Here is a 19,980-nt window from a genome sequence, read left to right as displayed (position 1 = left end):
GACGGCTGACTGACAGCCATTAATACGACACCATTGAATAGCATTTTCGACCCGCGGGTGGGCATTAGCCCGGGATTAAGCCTATTCCGGATAGGGTCAGACTCAGGATCGGCTGACACACCGAGGCAGGGGTTCGAACGGCGTTCATGGGCGTTTTCCGATCACGGTCCCAAGCGGGCCGCACAGAGCGCGATCACCGCGAGCCCCAGCTGTTCGGCGGGGATGACAGGCGTCGCGGCCTCGACGGCGAGTCTCGAAATATGCGCGGGGGCCGGCGCAACGGACGTGATGGCGGCGGTGATGGCGGCAGTGGCGGCGGGAACGGCGGCGGCGGTCGCGGCCGGACGCCCCGGAAGAAGCGTTCATGGCTGTTGCGCTCCGTCTATTGGTCACTGACGCTGGCCATCTGGGGCGTGATCGCCATCGGCGGCATCTCCGCCTATTTCCTCCTGGCGCTGCCCAACGACACGCTGTTCAAGATCCCCCAGCGCGAGCCCGGCATGGTGCTGCTCTCGGATGACGGCCAGGTGCTGGCGCAACGGGGATCATTTCTCGGCGACGACATCCGCTTCGACGAACTGCCCGACTATGTGCCGCAGGCGGTGATGGCGATCGAAGACAGGCGTTTCTTCAGCCATTTCGGGATCGATCCGCTCGGCCTGATCCGGGCGGTGGCGACGAACTTCAAGGCCGGCGGCGTCGTGCAGGGCGGCTCGACCATCACCCAGCAGCTGGCGAAGAACCTGTTCCTGCAGCCCGACAGGACGATGCAGCGAAAGATCCAGGAGGCGATCCTGGCGCTGTGGCTGGAGCATAAGTTCACGAAGGAAGAGATCTTCCAGCTCTATCTGAACCGGGTCTATTTCGGCGGCGGCGCCTATGGGGTGGAGGCGGCGGCGCAGCATTATTTCGGCAAGTCGATCCGTGAGGTCTCGCTGGCCGAGGCGGCCATCCTGGCGGGCCTGTTGAAGGCGCCGGCGAATTACAATCCGATCAACAAGCCGAAGGCTGCGGAAGAGCGCGCCTATACGGTGCTCAATTCGATGGTGGAGGAGAAGTACATCTCCGCCGAGGAGGGGCAGAAAGCCATCAACAGCCCGGCCGAGGTGGTGGCCCGGGACTATCTGCCGGCGAGCTACTACATCGCCGACTGGGTGGCGGACATGGTGCCCAACCTGGTGGGGGAGTATACGGAAAGCCTCATCGTGGAGACGACGATCGATCCCACGCTCCAGGGCCTCGCGGAGGCCTCGGTGCGCAAGCATCTTGCCAATGAAGGCGCCAAGCAGAACGCACAGCAGGGGGCCATGGTGGTCATGGACGCCTCGGGCGGCATCAAGGCCATGGTCGGCGGCAAGTCCTACAAGAAGAGCCAGTACAACCGCGCCATCAAGGCGCAGCGTCAGCCGGGATCGGCATTCAAGCCCTTCGTCTATCTGGCGGCGATGGAACACGGATTCTCCCCCGACAGCGTGGTGGTGGACGGACCGGTGCGGTTCGGAACCTGGGCGCCGGAGAATTATTCACGAAAGTATTCGGGGCCGGTGACCCTGCGGACGGCGCTCGCCCGGTCGCTCAATACGGTCGCCGCCAAGCTCACCATGGAGGTGGGTCCGCAGACGGTGGCCGATACGGCGACGCGGCTCGGCATCAAATCGCCCTTGACGTCGAACGGCTCCATCGGGCTGGGGACGTCGGAGGTCAATCTCCTGGAGCTCACCGGGGCCTATGCGGCCTTTGCCAATGGCGGATATGAGGCGTTTCCGTTCGTCATCAACAGGATCCTGACGAAGAGCGGCACCGTGCTCTACGAGCGGGTGCCGGCGCAAACGGTGCAGGCGGTGGACGCGCGCGCCGTCGGCGAGATGAACGACATGATGCGCAGCGCCATCCATGACGGGACGGCCAAGCGGGCCATGCTGGACGGGCAGGATGCGGCGGGCAAGACGGGCACGACGCAGGATTTCCGCGATGCGTGGTTCATCGGCTATACCGCGCATCTGGTGGGCGGGGTCTGGGTCGGGAACGACGATAATTCGTCGACCAAGAAGGTTTCGGGAAGCGGATTGCCGGCGGCGATCTGGAAGGACGTGATGGGGCCGGCACACAAGGACCTGCCGTCACTGCCGCTGCCGGGCGCACCGTCCGAGCCCGTGGAGCAGGAGCCGTATTACACCCAGCCCCAGGTCGCCCGCTATCAGGGACCGTCGGTGGGGGAGGGCATCAAGAACTTCTTCGAGGGATTGTTCGGCGGCGGTCGGCCGAGCGGGGGCCGGGCCGCTGCGCCGCCCCCCTCAAACCGCGTCAGCGAAGATGACGGATGGAATCCCCGGGCCGTGAACCGCATGGACCGGCGGCAGCAGGATATTGGCGGGCGGTAGGTTTGGGCGGGGGGCTTCGTCGGGGGCACGGTCGCGCGCAGCGGCGCGTGAGGGGTTTCAGCGTGCGGGATGGGGTCCCGGCTCTTCGCTGCGCTTCGGCCGGGATGACGAGTGGGGGGCTTCGCTTCCGCCGGGATAATGACGAGTGGGGGGGCTTCGCTTCGGCGGGTCACGCGGCTATGAGGTCAGCCGACTTCGCTCAGTTTGTCGTAGGGGCCGGGGGCGCCGGGGCCTTCGCATAGGGGGTCGCGGAGATTGTGGAGGCGGAGGGCCGCGGCGCGGGCGAAGCGGAGGGTCACGGCCTTGCGTCGGGAGCCGGCCAGGCGGACCTCCGGGATGTCGCGGATGATTTCAGCACCGAAATTGTCGGCGACGATCAAGCCCGCCTCCATGGGCATGATGTCCGGGGTCATGGTCGCCGGAATGGCGAAATAGAGGCGGTCGCAGAAGTGCCAGTATTCCGGCCATTTGCGGTCGGTGCGAAAATCCACCAAGCTCGACTTGATCTCGATGATCCAGACGTCACCGCGCTCATTCACGGCCATGATGTCGGCCCGGCGGCCCGACGCCAGGGGCAGTTCAGTCACGGCTGCAAAACCAGAGGCGCGCAGAAGGCGGCACACACCGCGCTGGACGGTGGCGGCGGTTTCCGATTGGCGGCCATCGACGAGCGGCCATCGTGGCAGGGCGGGCGAAACATCCGGCATCCTCCATGGTTAGCGCGAGGGCGCGGCGGTGGCAAGCAGGTGACGCGGCGGCGCCGTCGCGATAGAGGAGGCCCGTGGAGAGGGAGCCGGCATGCCGCGTTACAGATTTACGGTGGAATATGACGGAGGGCCTTTCGCCGGCTGGCAAAGACAGCTGGGCAGTCCAACCGTGCAAGGCGCCCTGGAGGCCGCCCTTCTCAAGATGTGCGGCGAGACGGTCACCGTGTTCGGCTCCGGGCGGACCGATTCGGGGGTCCATGCCACGGGGCAGGTGGCGCATGTGGACCTGGCGCGGAGCTGGGCGGCGGAGCGACTGCGGGCGGGCCTGAATTTTCACCTGAAGCCGGATCCCATCTCGGTTCTGTCCGCCGAAGAGGCGGCAGAGGACTTCCACGCGCGCTTTTCGGCGCGGCGGAGACATTATTCGTATCGCATCATCAATCGCCGCAGCCCGCTCGCGTTGGATCGGGGACGGGCCTGGCTGGTGGCGCGTCCCTTGGACGAGGCGGCCATGAGGCGGGCGGCACAGGTGCTCACGGGGCGGCATGATTTCACAACGTTCCGGTCGGTGCATTGCCAGTCGGCCTCGCCGGTGAAGACGCTCGACGTTTTGGACGTGGAGCGCGTGGGCGAGGAGATCCGGATCACTGCGACGGCGCGCTCATTCCTGCACAACCAGGTCCGGTCGATGGTGGGGAGCCTGAAGCTCGTGGGGGAAGGCGCCTGGCAGGACGGGGACATGGAGCGGGCGTTGGATGCCCGGGACCGGGCGGCCTGCGGGGCGGTGGCTCCACCCTGGGGGCTCGCTCTGACCGCGGTGGAGTATGACTGAGGGATGCGGGGTGGGCGGGGGGTGCATGCGGCATGGGGGGGCATTCGGCATGGGGTCCCGGCTCTTCGCTTCGCTCCGGCCGGGATGACGGGGGAGGGGGGACGCTGCGGCCGGGATGACGGGGGAGGGGGGACGCTGCGGCCGGGATGACAGAGGGGGGTGCTCCGGCGGGGATGACCGTGAGGCGGTGTACGCTGTCGGTGGTTAGCTCTAGGTAACCAGGAAATCGATGGTCAGGCTTATGGCCACGTCGGCGGCCACGAAGGCTGCGGCGGCCTGGCCCGAGCTGCCGAGGGCGGTGCGGGCAATGTACCAGCGGTAATAGAGGCCGATGAGGTTGATGACGATCGTCCAGGCGATCATGCTGTTGGCGTTGAAGAGGCCATAGCGGAAGAGAAGGGCCGCCGGGATCATGGCCGTGACGATCAAGACCGAAGACCAGTTATAGGCGACCACCAGGGGCGTGAAGCGGTGCGGCTTTTCCATCAGCCGCGTTGCTGCCATCGCCAGAGCGACGAAGCCGGCCCATTCCAGAAGCAAGCCGACGAGCGCATGGGGATAAGACAAGGCCACCGGAGGATCAGCCTGGATCCCGTAGGTCGTTGCCATCAAGAAAAGGTAGAGCGGTGCCACGATGACGACCGCGGTGAAGGAGTGCCAGAGGCCCGTCCGATCGAGCTGGAAATCCTGGTAGCCGCCAGGGTCACGGTTCAGCAGGCGCCAAGCGCCGCGCAGGGCGGAAGAAAATTCTTCAGACGAAATCATCAACAGGAGGTTCCGGCACGGGGGCTGTTCGCCGGGAGGGCGAAGGCGGCCCGGCTTCAAGAGAAGTAGCGGTCCAGGATCAATCGGTAGATGTGACGCGTAGCCTCAAGCTCGACAATGGGAATGTGCTCGTCGGTCTGGTGGATGGTCTGGTTCACCGGTCCAAATTCGATGACCGGACAGTAATTCTTGATGAAGCGCGCATCTGAGGTGCCGCCACCTGTGGTGAGGGCTGGCTCAAGCCCCGTGGCCTCCCTGACCGCGGCAACGACGGTGTCAACCAGCGGCCCGGGCTGCGTGACGAAGCTGTCCGCATTGGAGGAGAATTCGATCCGATACTCGCCGCCCATGGCGGATCTCACCCTGTCGCAGCGATCGGTGATCCACCGCTCCAGAGACGCGCGGGTGTATTCGCTGTTGAAGCGGACGTTGAAGGCAGCGGTGACACGATCGGGAATGATGTTGGCCGCCGGATTGCCGGTATCGATCCCGGTGATGGCAAGCGTGGAAGGCTCGAAGGCGTCATTGCCCTGATCGAGCGCTTCGCTGGCGAGGGCGTCGAGCATGCGCACCAGCTTCGGTATGGGGTTGTCGGCCTTGTGCGGATAGGCAGCGTGGCCCTGGACTCCATAGACCGTCAGCTTCGCGTTCAGGCTGCCGCGGCGGCCGATCTTGATCGTATCGCCGAGACGCTCAGAGGAGCTGGGTTCACCGACCAGGCAGACGGTCGGGACGTGGCCGTTCGCCGCCATCCATTCAAGGACCTTGACGGTGCCGTTGATGGACGGGCCTTCCTCGTCGCCAGTGATGAGCAGACTTATGGAGCCGGGAAAGCCGGCCTCGTGATCCGCGGCGAAATCGGTTGCGGCGGCGCAAAAGGCGGCGACGGAGCCTTTCATGTCGACCGCACCGCGACCATAGAGGTTGCCGTCGCAGATCTCAGCGGCGAAGGGCGGATGGGTCCAGCGGCTCTCATCGCCAGGGGGGACAACATCAACATGACCGGCAAAGCAAAAATGCGGCGCGGTCGTTCCAAGACGGGCGAAAAGATTGTCGACGGCTGCCGTCTCCGGCGCCTGGAAAGGCAAACGCCAGCAGGTGAACCCGGCGCGCTCCAGCCATTCCTGCACGCGATCCAATGCTCCTTCCGAGCGGGGCGTCACGGAGGCTAAGCGGACCAAGGCCTGCAGAAGAGGAAGCGCGTCGGTCACCGGATCAGGTTCTCAGGAGCTCATTAATCGACGTCTTGGACCGGGTCCGCTCGTCGACGCGCTTGACGATGACGGCGCAATAGAGCCCGGGGCCCATGGAGCCGTCCGGAAGCGGCTTTGCGCCCGTGGTCCCGGAGACGACGACGGAATAAGGCGGGACCTTGCCGACATGAACCTCACCAGTCTCGCGGTCGATGATCTTGGTGGAGGCGCCGAGATAGACGCCCATGGCAAGCACCGAGCCCGTGCCGACGATGACGCCTTCGGCCACTTCAGCGCGGGCGCCGATGAAGCAATTGTCCTCGATGATGACGGGTGAGGCCTGAAGGGGCTCAAGCACGCCACCGATGCCGGCGCCCCCTGAGATATGGCACTTCTTGCCGATCTGGGCGCAGGATCCCACGGTCGCCCAGGTGTCGATCATGGTGCCGCTGTCGACATAGGCGCCGAGATTGACGAAGGAGGGCATGAGCACGACGTCGGGGGCGATATAGGCGGAGCGCCGCACAATGCAGTTGGGGACGGCGCGGAAGCCGGCCGCCTTGAATTCGGCCGCGCCCCAGCCATCGAATTTCGAGGGGACCTTGTCCCACCAGGTCGAGTCGCCGGGGCCGCCGGGAATGGGGGCCATGTCGTTGAGGCGGAAGGACAGGAGGACCGCCTTCTTGAGCCATTCATTGACGGTCCAGCCCTGAGCGCCCGGTTCGGCGACGCGGAGCTTGCCGGTGTCGAGCAAGTTCAATGCCGTGGCGACGGCGTCGCGGATCTCGCCGGTGGTTGCCGGGGACACGCTGTCGCGTGCGTCGAAAGCCCGTTCGATGACGGTTCTGATCTGATCGTGGCTCATAGAGGCTCCGAATGGGTCTGTCGCGGCGGAACACTAGCGTTCGAGCGGCCGCTGTCAACTGCGGCCGGAGGCGATGGAACGAGCAGGGGCGCAACCCGTCAATCGCTGAGGGGGCGAAACACAGAGCCAGGCGATGCCGGCCACTCGGAAACTCCATCATCAGGATCACAAAGCGCCAAACCGGTCGCATCAAAAAAGCACCTTCTCCTCCCATGTCCTTGCCCCCGGCGATCGTCGCCGTATTTTCAAAGGACTTGATTTATGCAGAGCCCGTATCTCCCCCGACTGTTCCCCGTGACTGCGACCCTGACGCAAGGCAGGCCCGATCATTGTACAGTGCCCCGCCCGGCGGATCCCTGCGCCAGCCGGGACGCGGCCCCAAGGGCGACGTGGGAAACTCTGGAGCGGGTGTTCGACGGCCAGGCGGAGGTGCGGGGCGCGAAGGTCGACGGGGAGACGCTGCACCGGGAGATCACCCTCGATCTGTCCGGGATGGACGGTGTCTTCAGTTTCAATCTGGGAACGATGACCCTGGAACGGGATGGCTCGCTCGGCGGGGAGCGGCTCGAACTCGCTCGACCGGACATCGAAATCGAGCATGTGGTTGCGGTGCGGGGCATGCGATCACTCGTCGGAGACAGCAAGAACAATTTTCTCTATGGCTCGGCGCACAGCGAGGACCTGATCGGCGGGCTCGGCCGGGACGGCTTCATCGGCGGCGGAGGACGGGACCGCTTCATCTTCACGTCGCTGGAGGATTCGAGCGCCGCTGCGGGGCCGGATTCCATCTATGGGTTCACGGCCGGTGTCGACAGGATCGTCATCCAGAGGACCGAGGCGATGAAGGATGTCGGCCTGAGCTGGGTGCAGGGCCAGGACTTCACCGGCGGTCGGCCGGAGATCGGCATTCTCGACCGGGGCTGCGGTTGGCTGCAGGTGTCGATCGACAATGATGGCGACCAGCGAAGCGATTTCGATCTCATGGTGGAGGCAGCCGAGCTGAGCGCGCGGGATTTCGACTTCGTGTAAGGGGGGCGGGTTTCGGCCGCATGGGGTTCTCGAGCCGCATGGGGTCCCGGGTCTGCACGGCACCGCTTCGCGCTGCAGTGCGCCCGGGATGACAGTTTGGGGAGGGGCACCGCTTCGCGCTGCAGTGCGCCCGGGATGACGGTTTGGGGAGGGGCACCGCTTCGCGCTGCAGTGCGCCCAGGATGACTCGGGTGGGGAGGGGGCGGCACGGGGTGAAAGTTCGGAGGGATCAGCGGGTACGCTGGTCGGCTATGGCGTGGATGAAGGTGGCGAGGTCGTTGGTGACGTGATCGATATGGGGGGAGGTTTCAGTGTGACCGTATTTCGCCGAGAGGAGGCGGCTGTCCTCGTTGTCCGGGGAGGTGACGAGGACCGTGGTCATGCCGAGCTCGTGGCACGGTTCCAAATTCCGCGAAATGTCCTCGAACATGGCAGCGCCGGCGGCCTCTATGGCATGGCTTTCCAGCATGAGGCTGTAGCTCGTCAGGTCCGGCTTGGGCAGATAATTGGCCGCCTCGATATCGAAGATGCCGTCGAAGCAGGCGATGATGCCGATGCGGTCCATCACGCGCTCGGCATGCGCCACGGTGCCATTGGTGAAGATGAACTTGCGGCCGGGCAGGCGCGTGAGCCCGGAGCAGAGCCGGTCGTCGGCGACGATGGCGGAGTGGTCGATGTCGTGAACGAAGGACAGGAAGTCCTTCGGCTGAACACCGTGCTCGGTCATCAGACCGCGAAGGGTCGTGCCGTGCTCGTAGAAGAAGCCCTTCTGGATCCGGCGCGCCTCGGTCTTGTCGACCGACAGCAGGTCCATGATGAAGGCCCCCATCTTCTCGTCGATCTGATCGAACAGCCGGGTGCTCGCCGGATAGAGCGTGTTGTCCAGATCAAAGATCCAGGTGTCGACGTGATCGAAGCCGCGCTTTGTCCTCTGGCCTGACATGCTGCTCAGTCCCGCTCGCCACGACTGATGCGGGTGCCGACGCCATGGGGCGTGAACAGCTCCAGCAGCACGATGTGCGGTACGCGACCATCGAGAATGACTGCGCCTTCGACGCCGTTCTCGACGACCGAGACGCAGGTCTCGATCTTGGGGATCATGCCGCCGGAGGCCGTTCCATCGGTCATGAAGCGGCGGGCGTCGGCAAGGCTCAGCTCCCGAATGAGCTTCTTGTCCTTATCGAGGACCCCTTCGACGTCGGTGAGGAGCAGAAGGCGCTTGGCGCGGGTGGCGACCGCGATGGCGCCGGCGAACGTGTCCGCATTGACGTTGTAGGTGTCACCCTCGACGGAGGTGCCGATGGGCGCGATGACCGGGATCGCCGAGCTGGCGGCGATGGTGTGAAGGATCTCCGGGTTGACGGTCTCGGGGTCACCGACGAACCCCAAATCGACGACGCGCTCGATATGTGAGTCGGGATCGCGCTTCGTCCGCGTGATGCGCCGGGCCAGGAGAAGGTTGCCATCCTTGCCCGAGATGCCGATGGCGCGGCCGCCCTCGTGCTGTATGTCGGCCACGACCTGCTTATTGATCGAGCCGGCGAGGATCATCTCGACGACTTCCATGGTGGCCTTGTCGGTGACGCGGAGGCCGTCCTCGAAGCTCGACTCGATCTTCAGGCGCTCAAGCATGCGGCCGATCTGCGGCCCGCCGCCGTGGACGACGATGGGATTGATGCCGCTGAGCTTCAGCTGGACAATGTCGCGGGCAAACTGGCGCGACAGGGTCTGGTCGCCCATCGCGTGGCCGCCATATTTCACGACGACCGTCTGCCCGTCATAGCGCTGCATGAAGGGCAACGCCTCGGACAGGATGTGAGCCTGATCTTCGCGGGTGATGTGGCTGGGCAGGCTGGTGCCTACAGGGTTTGGTCGTTCTCTCTGCATGGTAGCGTCCAGCTGCGATTTCGAAGATGGCCGTTGTAGCGGAAACTCACCGGGAACTGAAGAAAGTCTTGGTGGGCGACAAAGTTGCGTCAGGAGCGGAGGCGGTATCCGGTCTTGAAGATCCACCAGACGAAACCGAGGCATAGGAACAAGAAGAAGAGGGTCATGCCGATGCTGATGGAAATGTCGACGTCGGCGATCTCGTAGAAGCTCCAACGGAAGCCGGATACGAGGTAAACGACGGGGTTCAGCAGGGCAATGGTGTGCCATTCGGGAGGCAGCATGTTGATGGAGTAGAAGCTGCCGCCGAGAAAGGTGAGCGGAGTGATGACCAGCAGGGGAATGAGCTGGAGCTTCTCGAAATTCGTCGCCCAAATGCCGATGATGAAGCCGAAAAGGCTGAAGGTGATGGCGGTGAGCAAGAGGAAGGTGAGCATCCAGAAGGGATGGGCGATCTGAAGCGGCACGAAGAGATGCGCGGTCGCCAGAATGATGAGGCCGATGCCGATGGATTTCGTGGCGGCGGCGCCGACATAGCCGAGGACGATCTCGAAATATGAGATGGGGGCGGACATGATCTCGAAGATCGAGCCCACGAATTTCGGGAAGAAAATGCCGAAGGAGGCGTTGGTGATGCTCTGGGTGAGGAGCGAGAGCATGATCAGGCCGGGGACGATGAACGCGCCATAGCTCACGCCCTCGACCTCCTGGATGCGCGAGCCGATGGCCGCACCGAAGACGACGAAATAGAGGGAGGTCGAGATCACGGGCGACACGATGCTCTGGAACAGCGTGCGGAAGGTCCGCGCCATCTCATATTTGTAGATTGCGACGACGGCGGTGAGGTTCATGTTTCCGAATGCACCAAGCTGACGAAGATCTCCTCGAGGGAGCTCTGGGTCGTGTTGAGATCCTTGAAGGTGATGCCGGCCTGACTCAGATCCTGGAGGAGGGTCGTGATCCCGGTGCGGACACCCCGATTGTCGTAAGTGTAGGTCAATTCGCAGCCATTCTCGCTGAGGGACAAGTTGCGACCCTGGAGAGCCAGGGGAATGGCCGCCAGGGGCTCGTTCAGCTGGAGGCGGAGCTCCTTCTTGCCGAGCTTCTGCATGAGTTCCGTCTTGCCCTCGACCAGAATCAACTCGCCCTTGTTGATGACGCCGATGCGATCGGCCATTTCCTCGGCTTCGTCGATGTAATGGGTCGTCAGGATGATGGTGGTGCCCTTCTCCCGGAGGGATCTGACGAGGTTCCACATGTCCTTGCGCAGCTCGACGTCGACGCCGGCCGTCGGCTCGTCGAGGAACAGGATCTCGGGCTCATGGGACAGGGCCTTGGCGATCATGACGCGACGCTTCATGCCCCCGGAGAGGGTGATGATCTTGCTGTCGCGCTTGGACCAGAGGGAGAGATCCTTGAGGAGCTGGGTGATGAATACGGGGTTCTTCTTCTTGCCGAACAGAGCCCGGCTGAAGGAGACGGTGGCGAAGACGCTTTCGAAGGAATCGATCGTGAGTTCCTGAGGGACCAGTCCGATCATGCCGCGGACGGCACGGTAATCCTCAAGCGGGCGCCCATCGACGGCCACCGAGCCGCCGGTGGCGCCGACGAGACCGCAGATGATGGAGATCAGGGTGGTCTTGCCGGCCCCGTTGGGTCCCAGCAGGGCAAAGATCTCGCCACGGCGAATCTGCAGGTTGACGGATTTCAGCGCGTGGAAGCCGGTGGCATAGGTCTTGGACAGGTCGCGGATGTCGATGATCGGTTGCATGCAGGCGTGCTATCGGATTTCTGCGGCGGAGGCATGAAGCCTCGTCGGGGCGGCAAGTCCTAATGCATTCGGAAGGATTGGGCTAGGCTGTGTTGACGTTTGGCGCCATGTTGGCCGGCGATCGGCGGTTTTGCGGCCCATAATGCCTGGGGAGGCGCCGGCGCGGTGGGCTCTTTCGCCGCCGCGGGCGCAGGGCTAAGGTGGCGCGCCTTACAAGACAGGGGAATTTTCGTGACCGAACTAAAACTTCTGCCACCCGGGATCGTGGTCAACACAATGAAGGGCGACGTGGCCGAGCATCGGGCCGGTGCCTGGCTGACCTGGGACGGTTCGCTCGATCTCGACTGTGCGATCGTTGGGGTTCCCTATGACGGGGCCTCGGTGGTGCGGGCGGGATCGCGCCAGGGACCGAATGCCGTGCGCCAGGCCTTCATGTACTACACCACGTTTTCGAGCCGGGAACGCCAGGCGATGACGGGCCTCAGGGCTGCAGATATCGGCGATGTCGAAGTCGTGCTGACGGACATGAAGGAGACGTTCGCGCGCATCTCGAATACCACCAGGGCGCTGGTGGAGCGCAAGATCGTGCCGATCATGCTGGGCGGCGATCATTCGACCTCGTTCCCCAATCTGCGCGGCGTGATGGAGGCCATGGGGCCGGGAAAGCGCCTGGGGATCATCCATTTCGACGCGCATCACGATCTGCGGACGGCGCATCTCGGCGCCGAGTCGAGTGGGGTGCCCTTCCGGCGCACGCTGGAGCTGGAGGGAACGCTGCTCGATGGACGCAACCTGGTGCAGATCGGACTTGGCGAGTTCTGCAATGCGCCGGAGTTCGATGCGTATGCGGAGGAGAAGGGGATCAAGGTGATCTCCGCGCTGGAGGTTTATGAGCGCGGCATCGGACCTGTCATCGACGATGCCCTCGATATCGCCGGTCGCAACGTGGATGCGATCTATGTGTCGGTGGACATCGACTGCATCGACCAGACCCAGGCGCCCGGGACGGCCGCACCCAATTCCTTCGGGATGGATTCGCGTGACCTGCAGGTGGCCCTCCGGCGGATCGCCGCCAGTCCGAAATTCATCGGGGCGGACATCGTGGAGATCTCGCCCCCGTTCGATCCGCTGAACATCACGGGGAATACGGGGGCGGCCCTGGTGCTGAACCTGCTTTACGGATTGGCCAAGGGGCGCGGAGTGCTGGGGCGGTAGGGGGTTTGGATCCTGTGGCGGATCCTTCGAGACGGCCCTGCGGGCCTCCTCAGGATGAGGGTGTGGGGAGGGGCCTCCTCTCCTCTGGCTGTCATCCCGGGCTTGACCGGGATCCCCGAGCCGCATGGGGTCCCGGATCTGCGCTTCGCTTCGTCCGGGATGACGTCCTTCGAGACGCAGCCTTTGGCTGCTCCTCAGGATGAGGGGTTCTTGCTCTTGGGGGTCCCGGCTCTGCGCTTCGCTTGGCCGGGATGACGGGTGTGGGGTGGCGTCGTAACTGTCGGGGGAGATTTCGGTGCAGGGGTTGTGGCTTTACCTGGTGGTGTTTATCGGCGGTGGGATCGGCAGTGCGCTTCGGCACGGGGTGAACCGGGCCGCGGTGGCGCTGGTGGGGCCGATGTTTCCCGCCGGCACGATGTTCGTGAACATCGCGGGCTGCCTGACGATGGGGCTGCTGGCGGGGTGGCTGATGCTCAGCAGCCAAGGCACGCCTCAGTCGCTGCGGCTGTTCCTGATGACCGGTGTGCTCGGCGGGTTCACGACGTTCTCCGCTTTCGCACTGGATACGTCCATCCTCTATGAGCGCGGCGACTTCCTGCTGTGCGGACTCTATGTGGGGCTGTCGGTGGTGGTGTCGATCGCGGCCGTTTTCGCTGGTCTCGCCATCGCACGGGCGGTGCTGAGCTAAAGCCTCATCCTGGCCTCACTCTCACCAGGTCGTCCGAGGCTGCTTGACCGCGGGCAGCAATCTTGCCCAATGTCGAGACCCCAATATCGCCGGAGTGCCCATGATGGTGCAGGGATCCAATCGGTGGCGGCGGTTCGCGGAATGGGACGAGCGACCGCTGCGGCTCGACAAGTTCGCGGCGGAGGATGCGGCGAGCGGATTCTCGGCGTTCTCAAGTCCGAGCGATCCGAAGCCTTCGGTCGGCATCGTCGAAGGACAGGTGTCCTCCTTGGACGGGGTCCCGGCTGCCGATTTCGACATGATCGACCTGTTCATCGCGAAATATCATATCGACCCGGCGGTGGCTCCGGAGGCGATGGCGATCCCGTCGCCTCAGATCGCGCGGATGCTGGTGGACATGAACGTGCCGCGCGCCGAGCTCGTGCGGCTGGCCCATGGGATGACCCCGGCGAAGCTGGCCGAAGTCGTCGCCGAGCTTTCGGCGCTGGAGATCGCCTTCGCGTACTCCAAGATGCGGGCGCGGAAGACGCCAGGAAACCAGGCGCATGTGACGAATGCGAAGGACGATCCGCTGCAATTGGCGGCGGATGCGGCCGTGGCGGTGGCACTCGGTTTCGACGAGATCGAGACGACGATGCGGGTGTCCCGGAATGCCTGGTCGAATGCGGTCGCCTGCTGCGTGGGCGCGGCCGTGGGGCGATGGGGCGTGCTGTTCCAATGCTCCAGCGAGGAGGCCGAGGAGCTGAGGATCGGGATGGCGGGATTTTCCTCCTATGCCGAGACGGTGTCGGTGTACGGGACCGAGAGAGCGTTCATCGACGGGGACGACACGCCGTGGTCGAAGGCGTTCCTGGCGGCCGCCTATGCCTCGCGCGGGATCAAGATGCGCTGCACCTCGGGGGCGGGCTCGGAGCTCCTGATGGGGTTTCACGAAAGCAAGTCGCTGCTTTACCTCGAAGCGCGGTGCCTGTGCCTGCAGCGGGCAATGGGAGTGCAAGGCACCCAAAATGGCGGCATCGACGGGGCGCCGCTGACGGCGACCATGCCGGGCGGGTTCCGGGAGCTGATGGCGGAGAATCTCATCGCGGTGTGGCTCGATCTGGAATGCGCCTCGGGAAACGATGCACGCCCCACGGAATCGGAAATCCGGGTGGGGGCGAAGATCCTGCCCTATCTGATCGCGGGTTCGGACCTGATCTGCTCCGGCTTCGGATCGATCCTCAAATATGACAATTCGTTCAATCCTTCGCTGCTGAACGGGGAGGAGCTCGAGGATTATTTGGTGCTGCAGCGGGACTTCGAGGCGGATGGCGGACTGACGCCGATCGCGGAAGAGGCGACGCTCGACCTCAGGCGGCGGGCCACGGACGCCATCGCGGCCGTTTTCGAGGAGCTGGACCTCGCAAGCCCGTCCGCTGCGATGCTGGCCAGCGTGGTGGTGGCGTCGGGCTCGGACGAGACGGAGAGCTATCGGCCGGGCGAGGTGGCGGTGATTTCGGAGGCGATCAAGGCCCGTGCCCTCAGCGTGATCGACGTGATCCGGGCATTGGCGGCACGCGGCTTTCGCGAAGAGGCGGAGAACTTGCTGCAGCTCGTGAAGCTGAGGGTGTCGGGGGACTATCTGCAGACCTCGGCGGTGGTGCGGGGCGGCCGGGTGCTCAGCGCCATCAACGATCCCAATGACTATCAGGGTCCGGGGACCGGCTACCGTGTGAGCGAGGCGCGCCGGCAGGAGTTGAACGCGATCCGCGACGTGCTCGACCGGGAGACGGTGCTGAACCAGGAGGCGGAGGTTGCCCGGCGCTCGGCGCGGGAGCTTTCGCTGAAGGTGATGGGGCCGGCGGAGATCGGCACCGACGGGGCGGAAGTCGTGGTCGGGGTGTCGCCGGGCTTCGGGGTGAAGCTGTTCCGCACGGTGGGTGGGATCCCCCTGGCGGCGCTGATGACGGAGATGGTGGCCGGGATCGAAGAGGGGGGCGGACGCGCCCGCATCGTGCGCATGCGGCACACGGCGGACACCTCGTTCCTGGGGCTGAGTGCTGCGCGGCTGTCAGGGTCGGGGATCGGGATCGGCCTGCAGGCGAAGGGGACGGCCGTCATCCATCAGGCCGACCGGCTGCCGCACAACAATCTGGAACTGTTCTCCAATTCGCCGATCACCCAGCTCAGCCATTATCGACGGCTCGGCTACAATGCGGCGCAGTATGCCCAAGGGCTGGCGCCGGAGCCGGTGGTCGTGCCGACGCGGGGAGAAGCGATGGGGTCGCGGTATCATGCCAGGGTGGCTCTGATCTACGCGATCGAGACGGAGCTGACGGAGGACGGGGCCGCGCCGGAGGAGATCATGATGAGCTTTGGGCGGGTGCCGGCATGAGGGAAAAGCTGACGATCCGGGACTATCCCATCGCGGAAAAGCGGCCGGAGCTGCTGGAGGCGGAGGGCGGCAAGGCGATCGCGGATTTGAATTTGGAGGCGGTGGAGTCCGGCGCGGTGACCATGGAGGATCTGCGGATCACGCCGTTGGCCCTGGGCCTGCAGGCGGAGATCGCGCGGGATGCGGGGCGACCGACGCTGGCGGATAATTTCGAGCGTGCCGCCGAGCTGGTCGAGGTGCCGCAGGACTTCATCATGGAGGTGTACGAGCTGCTGCGACCGGGGCGGGCCGCGTCGAAGGCACCGTTGATGGACGCGGCGCGGGTGTTGCGCGAGGTCCACGGGGCGCGAAGAATGGCGGCGTTCGTGGAAGAGGCTGCGGAGGTCTACGAGCGGCGGGGGTTGTTCCGGTATCGGTTCTGAGGGGGGCATTCACCTCTCCCCTTGCGGGAGAGGTCGGCCGCCCCCTCATCCTCCCATGGCTGCCGCCATGGGCCCCTCCTTCTCCCGCGAGGGGAGAAGGGATATCGAATTCTCCCGCGAGGGGAGAAGGGATATCGAAGCGGAAGGATACAGATGAACTGGAAGACGGATTATCGATCGCTCTATTACCAGGATGCTCCGGAGCCCGAGGATCCGGACCTCGCCTGGGCCGAGACGGCGCTGCTCGTCATCGATGTGCAGAATACCTATCTGGAGCGGCCCGAGCGGGGGAGCCTTGGGCCGCGGGAGCAGGCGAATTACGATGCCTGGACACCCTTTCACGAACGGATGCGGGGACAGGTGATCCCGCGGACCGCGGAGCTGCTGGGGCTGTTCCGGGAGAAGAAGATCGAACGGGTGTTCGCGCGGATCGCGTGTCTGACGGCGGATGGACGCGATCGTTCGCTCTCGCAGAAGAAGCCGGGCTGGAACAATCTGCTGCTGCCGAAGGACGAGGCAGCCTCGCAGATCGTGCCGGCGCTGATGCCGCTGGGCGACGAGATCGTCGTCACGAAGACGACCGATAGCGCGTTGACGGGGACCAATCTGCGCCTGGTGCTGCATAATCTCGGGGTCAAGAACGTGGTCTGCTGCGGGATCTTCACCGATCAGTGCGTCTCCTCGACGGTGCGGTCGCTGGCGGATGAGAGCTTCAACGTGATCGTGGTGGAGGATTGCTGCGCCGCCGGCGACCACGCGCTGCACCTCAAGGAGCTCGAGATCATCAACATGATCTATTGCCATGTGATGTCGGCAGCGGAGCTGAAAGAGATCATGGGACTGGATTAGGGCGTGTTGAGATTCAGGCCATGTCGGCCTGCAAATGTCGGCTTTCTGCGCTTCCGGTGCTCATGTACCCTTAGGTACACTGCGCTCCGGTCCTCGAAAGCCACCATTTTCGACTCGTCCTGGCCGGAATCTCAACAGGCCCTCGTTCAACTTTTGCGGTTGTCGGGCGATCGCAAAGGTGATCATCATGATGAGGGGAGCACGGCACCATCTGTGGCGCAGCACGATGCCCAGAGGTTTGAGCCGTCAAACATTGGGGGTTCGCGATGTCACGCCAAGGACTGTCCCGCCGCAATTTCATGCAACAATCCGCCCTGTGGGCCGCCGCCTTCGCCGCGGTGACCAAAGGCGGCCTCTCTCCCGCCGCGGCCGCCCGCGAGAAGGAACTCAACATCCTGTGCTGGGAAGGCTACAACTCGGCCCAGGTGCTGGATCCGTTCCGCGAGCAGACCGGGGCCACGGTGAAAGCGGAGTCACTGACCAACGATCCGACGATGATCAACCGCCTGCGGGCCGGCGAGATCAATGTCTGGGACCTGATCAACGTGAACAATCCCTGGGCGCGCAAGATCATGTATCCGGAGAAGCTGATCACGCCGCTGGACAAGGCGAAGTTCGAGCCGTACTTCGACAAGATGCTGCCGCAGTTCAAGCCACCCTATAAGTGGGCGATGGACGAGAGCGGCAAGGAGCTGCTGGGCATGGCGCAGCGGTTCGGTCCCTACAGCTTCGTGGTGAACACCGACAAGGTGAGCCGAGAGACGGCGGAAGACCAAGGCTGGGATCTGTTCAACGACGCCGCCAATGCCGGCAAATACGGGATCCTCGAATCCGACGACTGGAACGTGTTCAACCTCTGCTGCATCGCCGGGTTCGACCCGTTCAAGACGCATACAGACGAGGAGGTGGCGACGTTCGGCGAGACCGCAAAGAAGGTGTTCAAGGGCGCGAAGGCCGTGGGCGACATCGCGACCATGAACCAGGCGCTGGTTTCCGGCGAGATCGACTTCCACATGACCGGCGGCACCTATTCCGCCTCGCCGGCACGGGCCGACGGCTACATGAACATCCGTGGCGTAACGCCGAAGAAGGGGCCCATGGAGGGGGGCAAGGGCGGCATCGCGTGGATCGAAATCACGTCGGTGGTGAACAATCCCAATGTCTCGCCGCTGGCGCCCGAGTTCCTGGCCTATGTCCAGGCGCCGGAGATGGCGCACAAGGTCGCCTTCGCGGAGGGGACGTTCAATCCCGTCGCGCAGATGGGTAATGAAGAGTGCTTCAAGCTGTTCACCAAGGACGAGCTGGAAGCGATCCAGTGGGACAGCCTGGACGAGGAGATGGCGCGCTCGGCGGAATACGACATCGTGCCGGATTACGACAAGCTGCTGGACATCATGACGGCGGCGAAGCGGGAGGCTTCGGGCGGTTGAGGGAACGCGTCGGCCGGCCATCTGGACGCATTCCCGCCGGGGTGCGGTTTGGGAGGCGGTGGCATAGAGTTGAGGTTTGAGGGTGTGCTTGGGCACGCTTTCCCCTGCGGTCCTGGATCCTCGGGTCAAGCCCGAGGATGACGAGGAAGAGGGCCCGCGGATGACGGTTTGGGGCGCCGAGGATGCGGTTTGGGGGGCGCCGCGGGGTGACGGTTTGGGTGTAACGAGGATGAGGGGTTGCGGGGGAGTGGGGCGGTGCCGCAAATCGCGTTGAGGTTTTGAGGGCGTGCTTGGGTACACTTCCCCTGCGGTCCTGGATCCTCGGGTCAAGCCCGAGGATGACGAGGAAGAGGGCCCGGGGATAACGGTTTAGGGGCATCGAGGATAGATGGTTTTGGGGCGCCGAGGGTGGCGGCGTGGGGGCACTGCGGAGTGGCGGGGTGACGGAGGGCACGTGCAGTCTGGCGTAGTTTTTTCATGAGCACATCACCCATTCTCAGCCTCCGCAGGGTCAGGAAGTCCTTCGGCAGCTTCACGGCGGTGGACGGAGTCGATCTGGACATCGGGGATGGGGAGTTCTTCACCATCGTCGGACCCTCCGGCTCGGGCAAGACCACGCTGCTCAGGATGCTGGCGGGGCTGGACACGCCGAGCGACGGGGACATCCTGCTGAAGGGCGTGCGCGTCAATGACGTGCCGGCGAACAAGCGGCCGACCTGCCTCGTGTTCCAGTCGCTTGCGCTGTTTCCGCACAAGTCGGTGGGCGACAATATCGGATTTTCACTGAAGATCCGGGGCATCGGTGCGGCGCAGCGCAAGGCGAGGGCACTTGAGTTGATGCGGCTCTTGCGGCTGCCAGAGACCTACTATTCCAAGAACGTCATGAAATGCTCCGGCGGCGAGCGGCAACGGGTGGCGCTGGCGCGGGCGCTGGCCTTCGATCCGGAGATCCTGTTCTTCGACGAGCCGCTGTCGGCGATCGACTACAAGCTGCGGAAGACGCTGGAGAAGGAGCTCAAGGACCTGCACAAGGAGACGGGGAAAACCTTCGTCTACATCACACACTCCCTCGAGGAAGCGATGGTGATGAGCGACCGGATCGGGGTGATGCGGGCGGGGAAGCTGGTGCAGGTGGGATCGCCCAACGAGATCTATACGGCGCCGACGACGCGGTTCGTGTCGGAGTTCATCGGCGACGTGAACGTGATTCCTGTGAAACGCGCGGCCGATGGAATGCTGGAGGCGCCGGCCCTGGGAGCGCGTTTCGCAGCACCGGCGAGCGGACCCTCGCTTGCCGAAGGGCATCTGGTCATCAGGCCGGAGTTTTTGCGGTTCCTGGGGTCGCGGGAGGAGGCGGCAAACAGCCTTTCGGGGCAGGTGTACAACGAGTACGCCCTGGGCTCACGCATCCAGTACCAGGTGCGGGTGGGGGAGCAGGTGTTCATCGTGGAAAGACTGCGACAGCAGCCGTTCGGGGGACAGATCGACGATGCGGTCATTATCGGCTGGGATCCCGCGGATGCCATCCTGGTGGGGGATTGATGATGAGCCTTCGAGGCTCGCTGGCGCTCG

At 64.4% G+C, this 19,980-nt stretch carries 18 protein-coding genes; 10 read left to right on the top strand and 8 right to left on the bottom strand.

Translation table 11 applies throughout. From position 1 onward, the window contains the following. Positions 1-146 precede the first annotated feature (146 nt). Positions 147-2,381, top strand: coding sequence for a transglycosylase domain-containing protein (locus tag FKM97_RS00475; RefSeq protein WP_143957182.1), 2,235 nt, complete (start codon positions 147-149; stop codon positions 2,379-2,381). A 185-nt stretch (positions 2,382-2,566) separates the two neighbouring features. On the opposite strand, the gene FKM97_RS00470 is transcribed toward FKM97_RS00475, so the two are convergent. Next, the gene (locus FKM97_RS00470) at positions 2,567-3,088 is read right to left on the bottom strand and encodes an MmcB family DNA repair protein (RefSeq protein WP_143957181.1); all 522 of its coding nucleotides are present in this window, start codon (positions 3,086-3,088) and stop codon (positions 2,567-2,569) included. Between the two features lie 91 nt (positions 3,089-3,179). Here FKM97_RS00470 and truA point away from each other — a divergent pair, with 91 nt between their 5' ends. Beyond that, positions 3,180-3,920 carry a tRNA pseudouridine(38-40) synthase TruA gene (gene truA, locus FKM97_RS00465; protein WP_143957180.1) on the top strand — a complete coding sequence of 247 codons (741 nt, stop codon included), beginning with the start codon at positions 3,180-3,182 and terminating at the stop codon, positions 3,918-3,920. A gap of 210 nt (positions 3,921-4,130) precedes the next feature. Here truA and FKM97_RS00460 read toward each other — a convergent pair whose 3' ends face one another. Genes FKM97_RS00460 through dapD form a run of 3 tightly spaced genes read right to left on the bottom strand, consistent with a single transcriptional unit; the run spans position 4,131 to position 6,743 of the window. Continuing rightward, positions 4,131-4,685, bottom strand: a complete 555-nt coding sequence (locus tag FKM97_RS00460) for a hypothetical protein (protein WP_143957179.1) — start codon at positions 4,683-4,685, stop codon at positions 4,131-4,133. A 56-nt stretch (positions 4,686-4,741) separates the two neighbouring features. Continuing rightward, entirely contained in the window at positions 4,742-5,896 is a 1,155-nt protein-coding gene (gene dapE, locus FKM97_RS00455) for a succinyl-diaminopimelate desuccinylase (RefSeq protein WP_143957178.1), read from the bottom strand. 4 nt (positions 5,897-5,900) lie between these two features. Beyond that, the gene (gene dapD, locus FKM97_RS00450) at positions 5,901-6,743 is read right to left on the bottom strand and encodes a 2,3,4,5-tetrahydropyridine-2,6-dicarboxylate N-succinyltransferase (RefSeq protein WP_143957177.1); all 843 of its coding nucleotides are present in this window, start codon (positions 6,741-6,743) and stop codon (positions 5,901-5,903) included. 261 nt (positions 6,744-7,004) lie between these two features. On the opposite strand from dapD, the gene FKM97_RS00445 reads away from it, so the two are divergent. Further along, positions 7,005-7,772 carry a M10 family metallopeptidase C-terminal domain-containing protein gene (locus tag FKM97_RS00445; RefSeq protein WP_143957176.1) on the top strand — a complete coding sequence of 256 codons (768 nt, stop codon included), beginning with the start codon at positions 7,005-7,007 and terminating at the stop codon, positions 7,770-7,772. Between the two features lie 229 nt (positions 7,773-8,001). On the opposite strand, the gene FKM97_RS00440 is transcribed toward FKM97_RS00445, so the two are convergent. The 4 genes from FKM97_RS00440 to FKM97_RS00425 form a co-directional block, all read right to left on the bottom strand. Further along, positions 8,002-8,715: a pyrimidine 5'-nucleotidase gene (locus tag FKM97_RS00440; protein ID WP_143957175.1), complete on the bottom strand. Its 714-nt coding sequence runs from the start codon at positions 8,713-8,715 to the stop codon at positions 8,002-8,004. A 5-nt stretch (positions 8,716-8,720) separates the two neighbouring features. Further along, positions 8,721-9,659 carry an acetylglutamate kinase gene (argB, locus tag FKM97_RS00435; RefSeq protein WP_143957174.1) on the bottom strand — a complete coding sequence of 313 codons (939 nt, stop codon included), beginning with the start codon at positions 9,657-9,659 and terminating at the stop codon, positions 8,721-8,723. Positions 9,660-9,748: 89 nt separating this feature from the next. After that, on the bottom strand, positions 9,749-10,510 hold the full coding sequence (locus FKM97_RS00430) for an ABC transporter permease (RefSeq protein ID WP_143957173.1): 762 nt from the start codon (positions 10,508-10,510) through the stop codon (positions 9,749-9,751). After that, entirely contained in the window at positions 10,507-11,430 is a 924-nt protein-coding gene (locus FKM97_RS00425) for an ABC transporter ATP-binding protein (RefSeq protein ID WP_143957172.1), read from the bottom strand. Before FKM97_RS00425 ends, FKM97_RS00430 begins: the two co-directional genes overlap by 4 nt. Before the next feature lie 231 nt (positions 11,431-11,661). Here FKM97_RS00425 and FKM97_RS00420 point away from each other — a divergent pair, with 231 nt between their 5' ends. The 7 genes from FKM97_RS00420 (at position 11,662) to FKM97_RS00390 (ending at position 19,950) form a co-directional block, all read left to right on the top strand. Continuing rightward, the gene (locus FKM97_RS00420; protein WP_143957171.1) at positions 11,662-12,645 is read left to right on the top strand and encodes an agmatinase family protein; all 984 of its coding nucleotides are present in this window, start codon (positions 11,662-11,664) and stop codon (positions 12,643-12,645) included. 295 nt (positions 12,646-12,940) lie between these two features. Further along, positions 12,941-13,333, top strand: coding sequence for a fluoride efflux transporter CrcB (gene crcB, locus FKM97_RS00415; protein ID WP_205014627.1), 393 nt, complete (start codon positions 12,941-12,943; stop codon positions 13,331-13,333). 100 nt (positions 13,334-13,433) lie between these two features. Continuing rightward, the gene (locus FKM97_RS00410; RefSeq protein ID WP_246104878.1) at positions 13,434-15,707 is read left to right on the top strand and encodes a propanediol/glycerol family dehydratase large subunit; all 2,274 of its coding nucleotides are present in this window, start codon (positions 13,434-13,436) and stop codon (positions 15,705-15,707) included. Next, complete coding sequence (locus FKM97_RS00405) at positions 15,704-16,129, top strand: diol dehydratase small subunit (protein ID WP_143957170.1); 426 nt, start codon at positions 15,704-15,706, stop codon at positions 16,127-16,129. The genes FKM97_RS00410 and FKM97_RS00405 overlap by 4 nt, the downstream gene beginning before the upstream one ends. Positions 16,130-16,282: 153 nt before the next feature. Beyond that, on the top strand, positions 16,283-16,978 hold the full coding sequence (locus FKM97_RS00400; protein ID WP_143957169.1) for a cysteine hydrolase family protein: 696 nt from the start codon (positions 16,283-16,285) through the stop codon (positions 16,976-16,978). 266 nt (positions 16,979-17,244) lie between these two features. Continuing rightward, positions 17,245-18,408, top strand: coding sequence for an ABC transporter substrate-binding protein (locus tag FKM97_RS00395; RefSeq protein ID WP_205014626.1), 1,164 nt, complete (start codon positions 17,245-17,247; stop codon positions 18,406-18,408). Positions 18,409-18,885: 477 nt separating this feature from the next. Next, positions 18,886-19,950 (top strand): ABC transporter ATP-binding protein, encoded by a 1,065-nt coding sequence (locus tag FKM97_RS00390; RefSeq protein ID WP_143957168.1) that lies wholly within the window; start codon positions 18,886-18,888, stop codon positions 19,948-19,950. The last annotated feature ends 30 nt before the right edge of the window (positions 19,951-19,980 follow it).

This window comes from Rhodoligotrophos appendicifer, from assembly GCF_007474605.1.
Lineage (GTDB): Bacteria > Pseudomonadota > Alphaproteobacteria > Rhizobiales > Im1 > Rhodoligotrophos > Rhodoligotrophos appendicifer.
The sequence above is the reverse complement of the archived record's forward strand: the minus strand, read 5'-3'. Positions and strand labels throughout refer to the sequence as shown.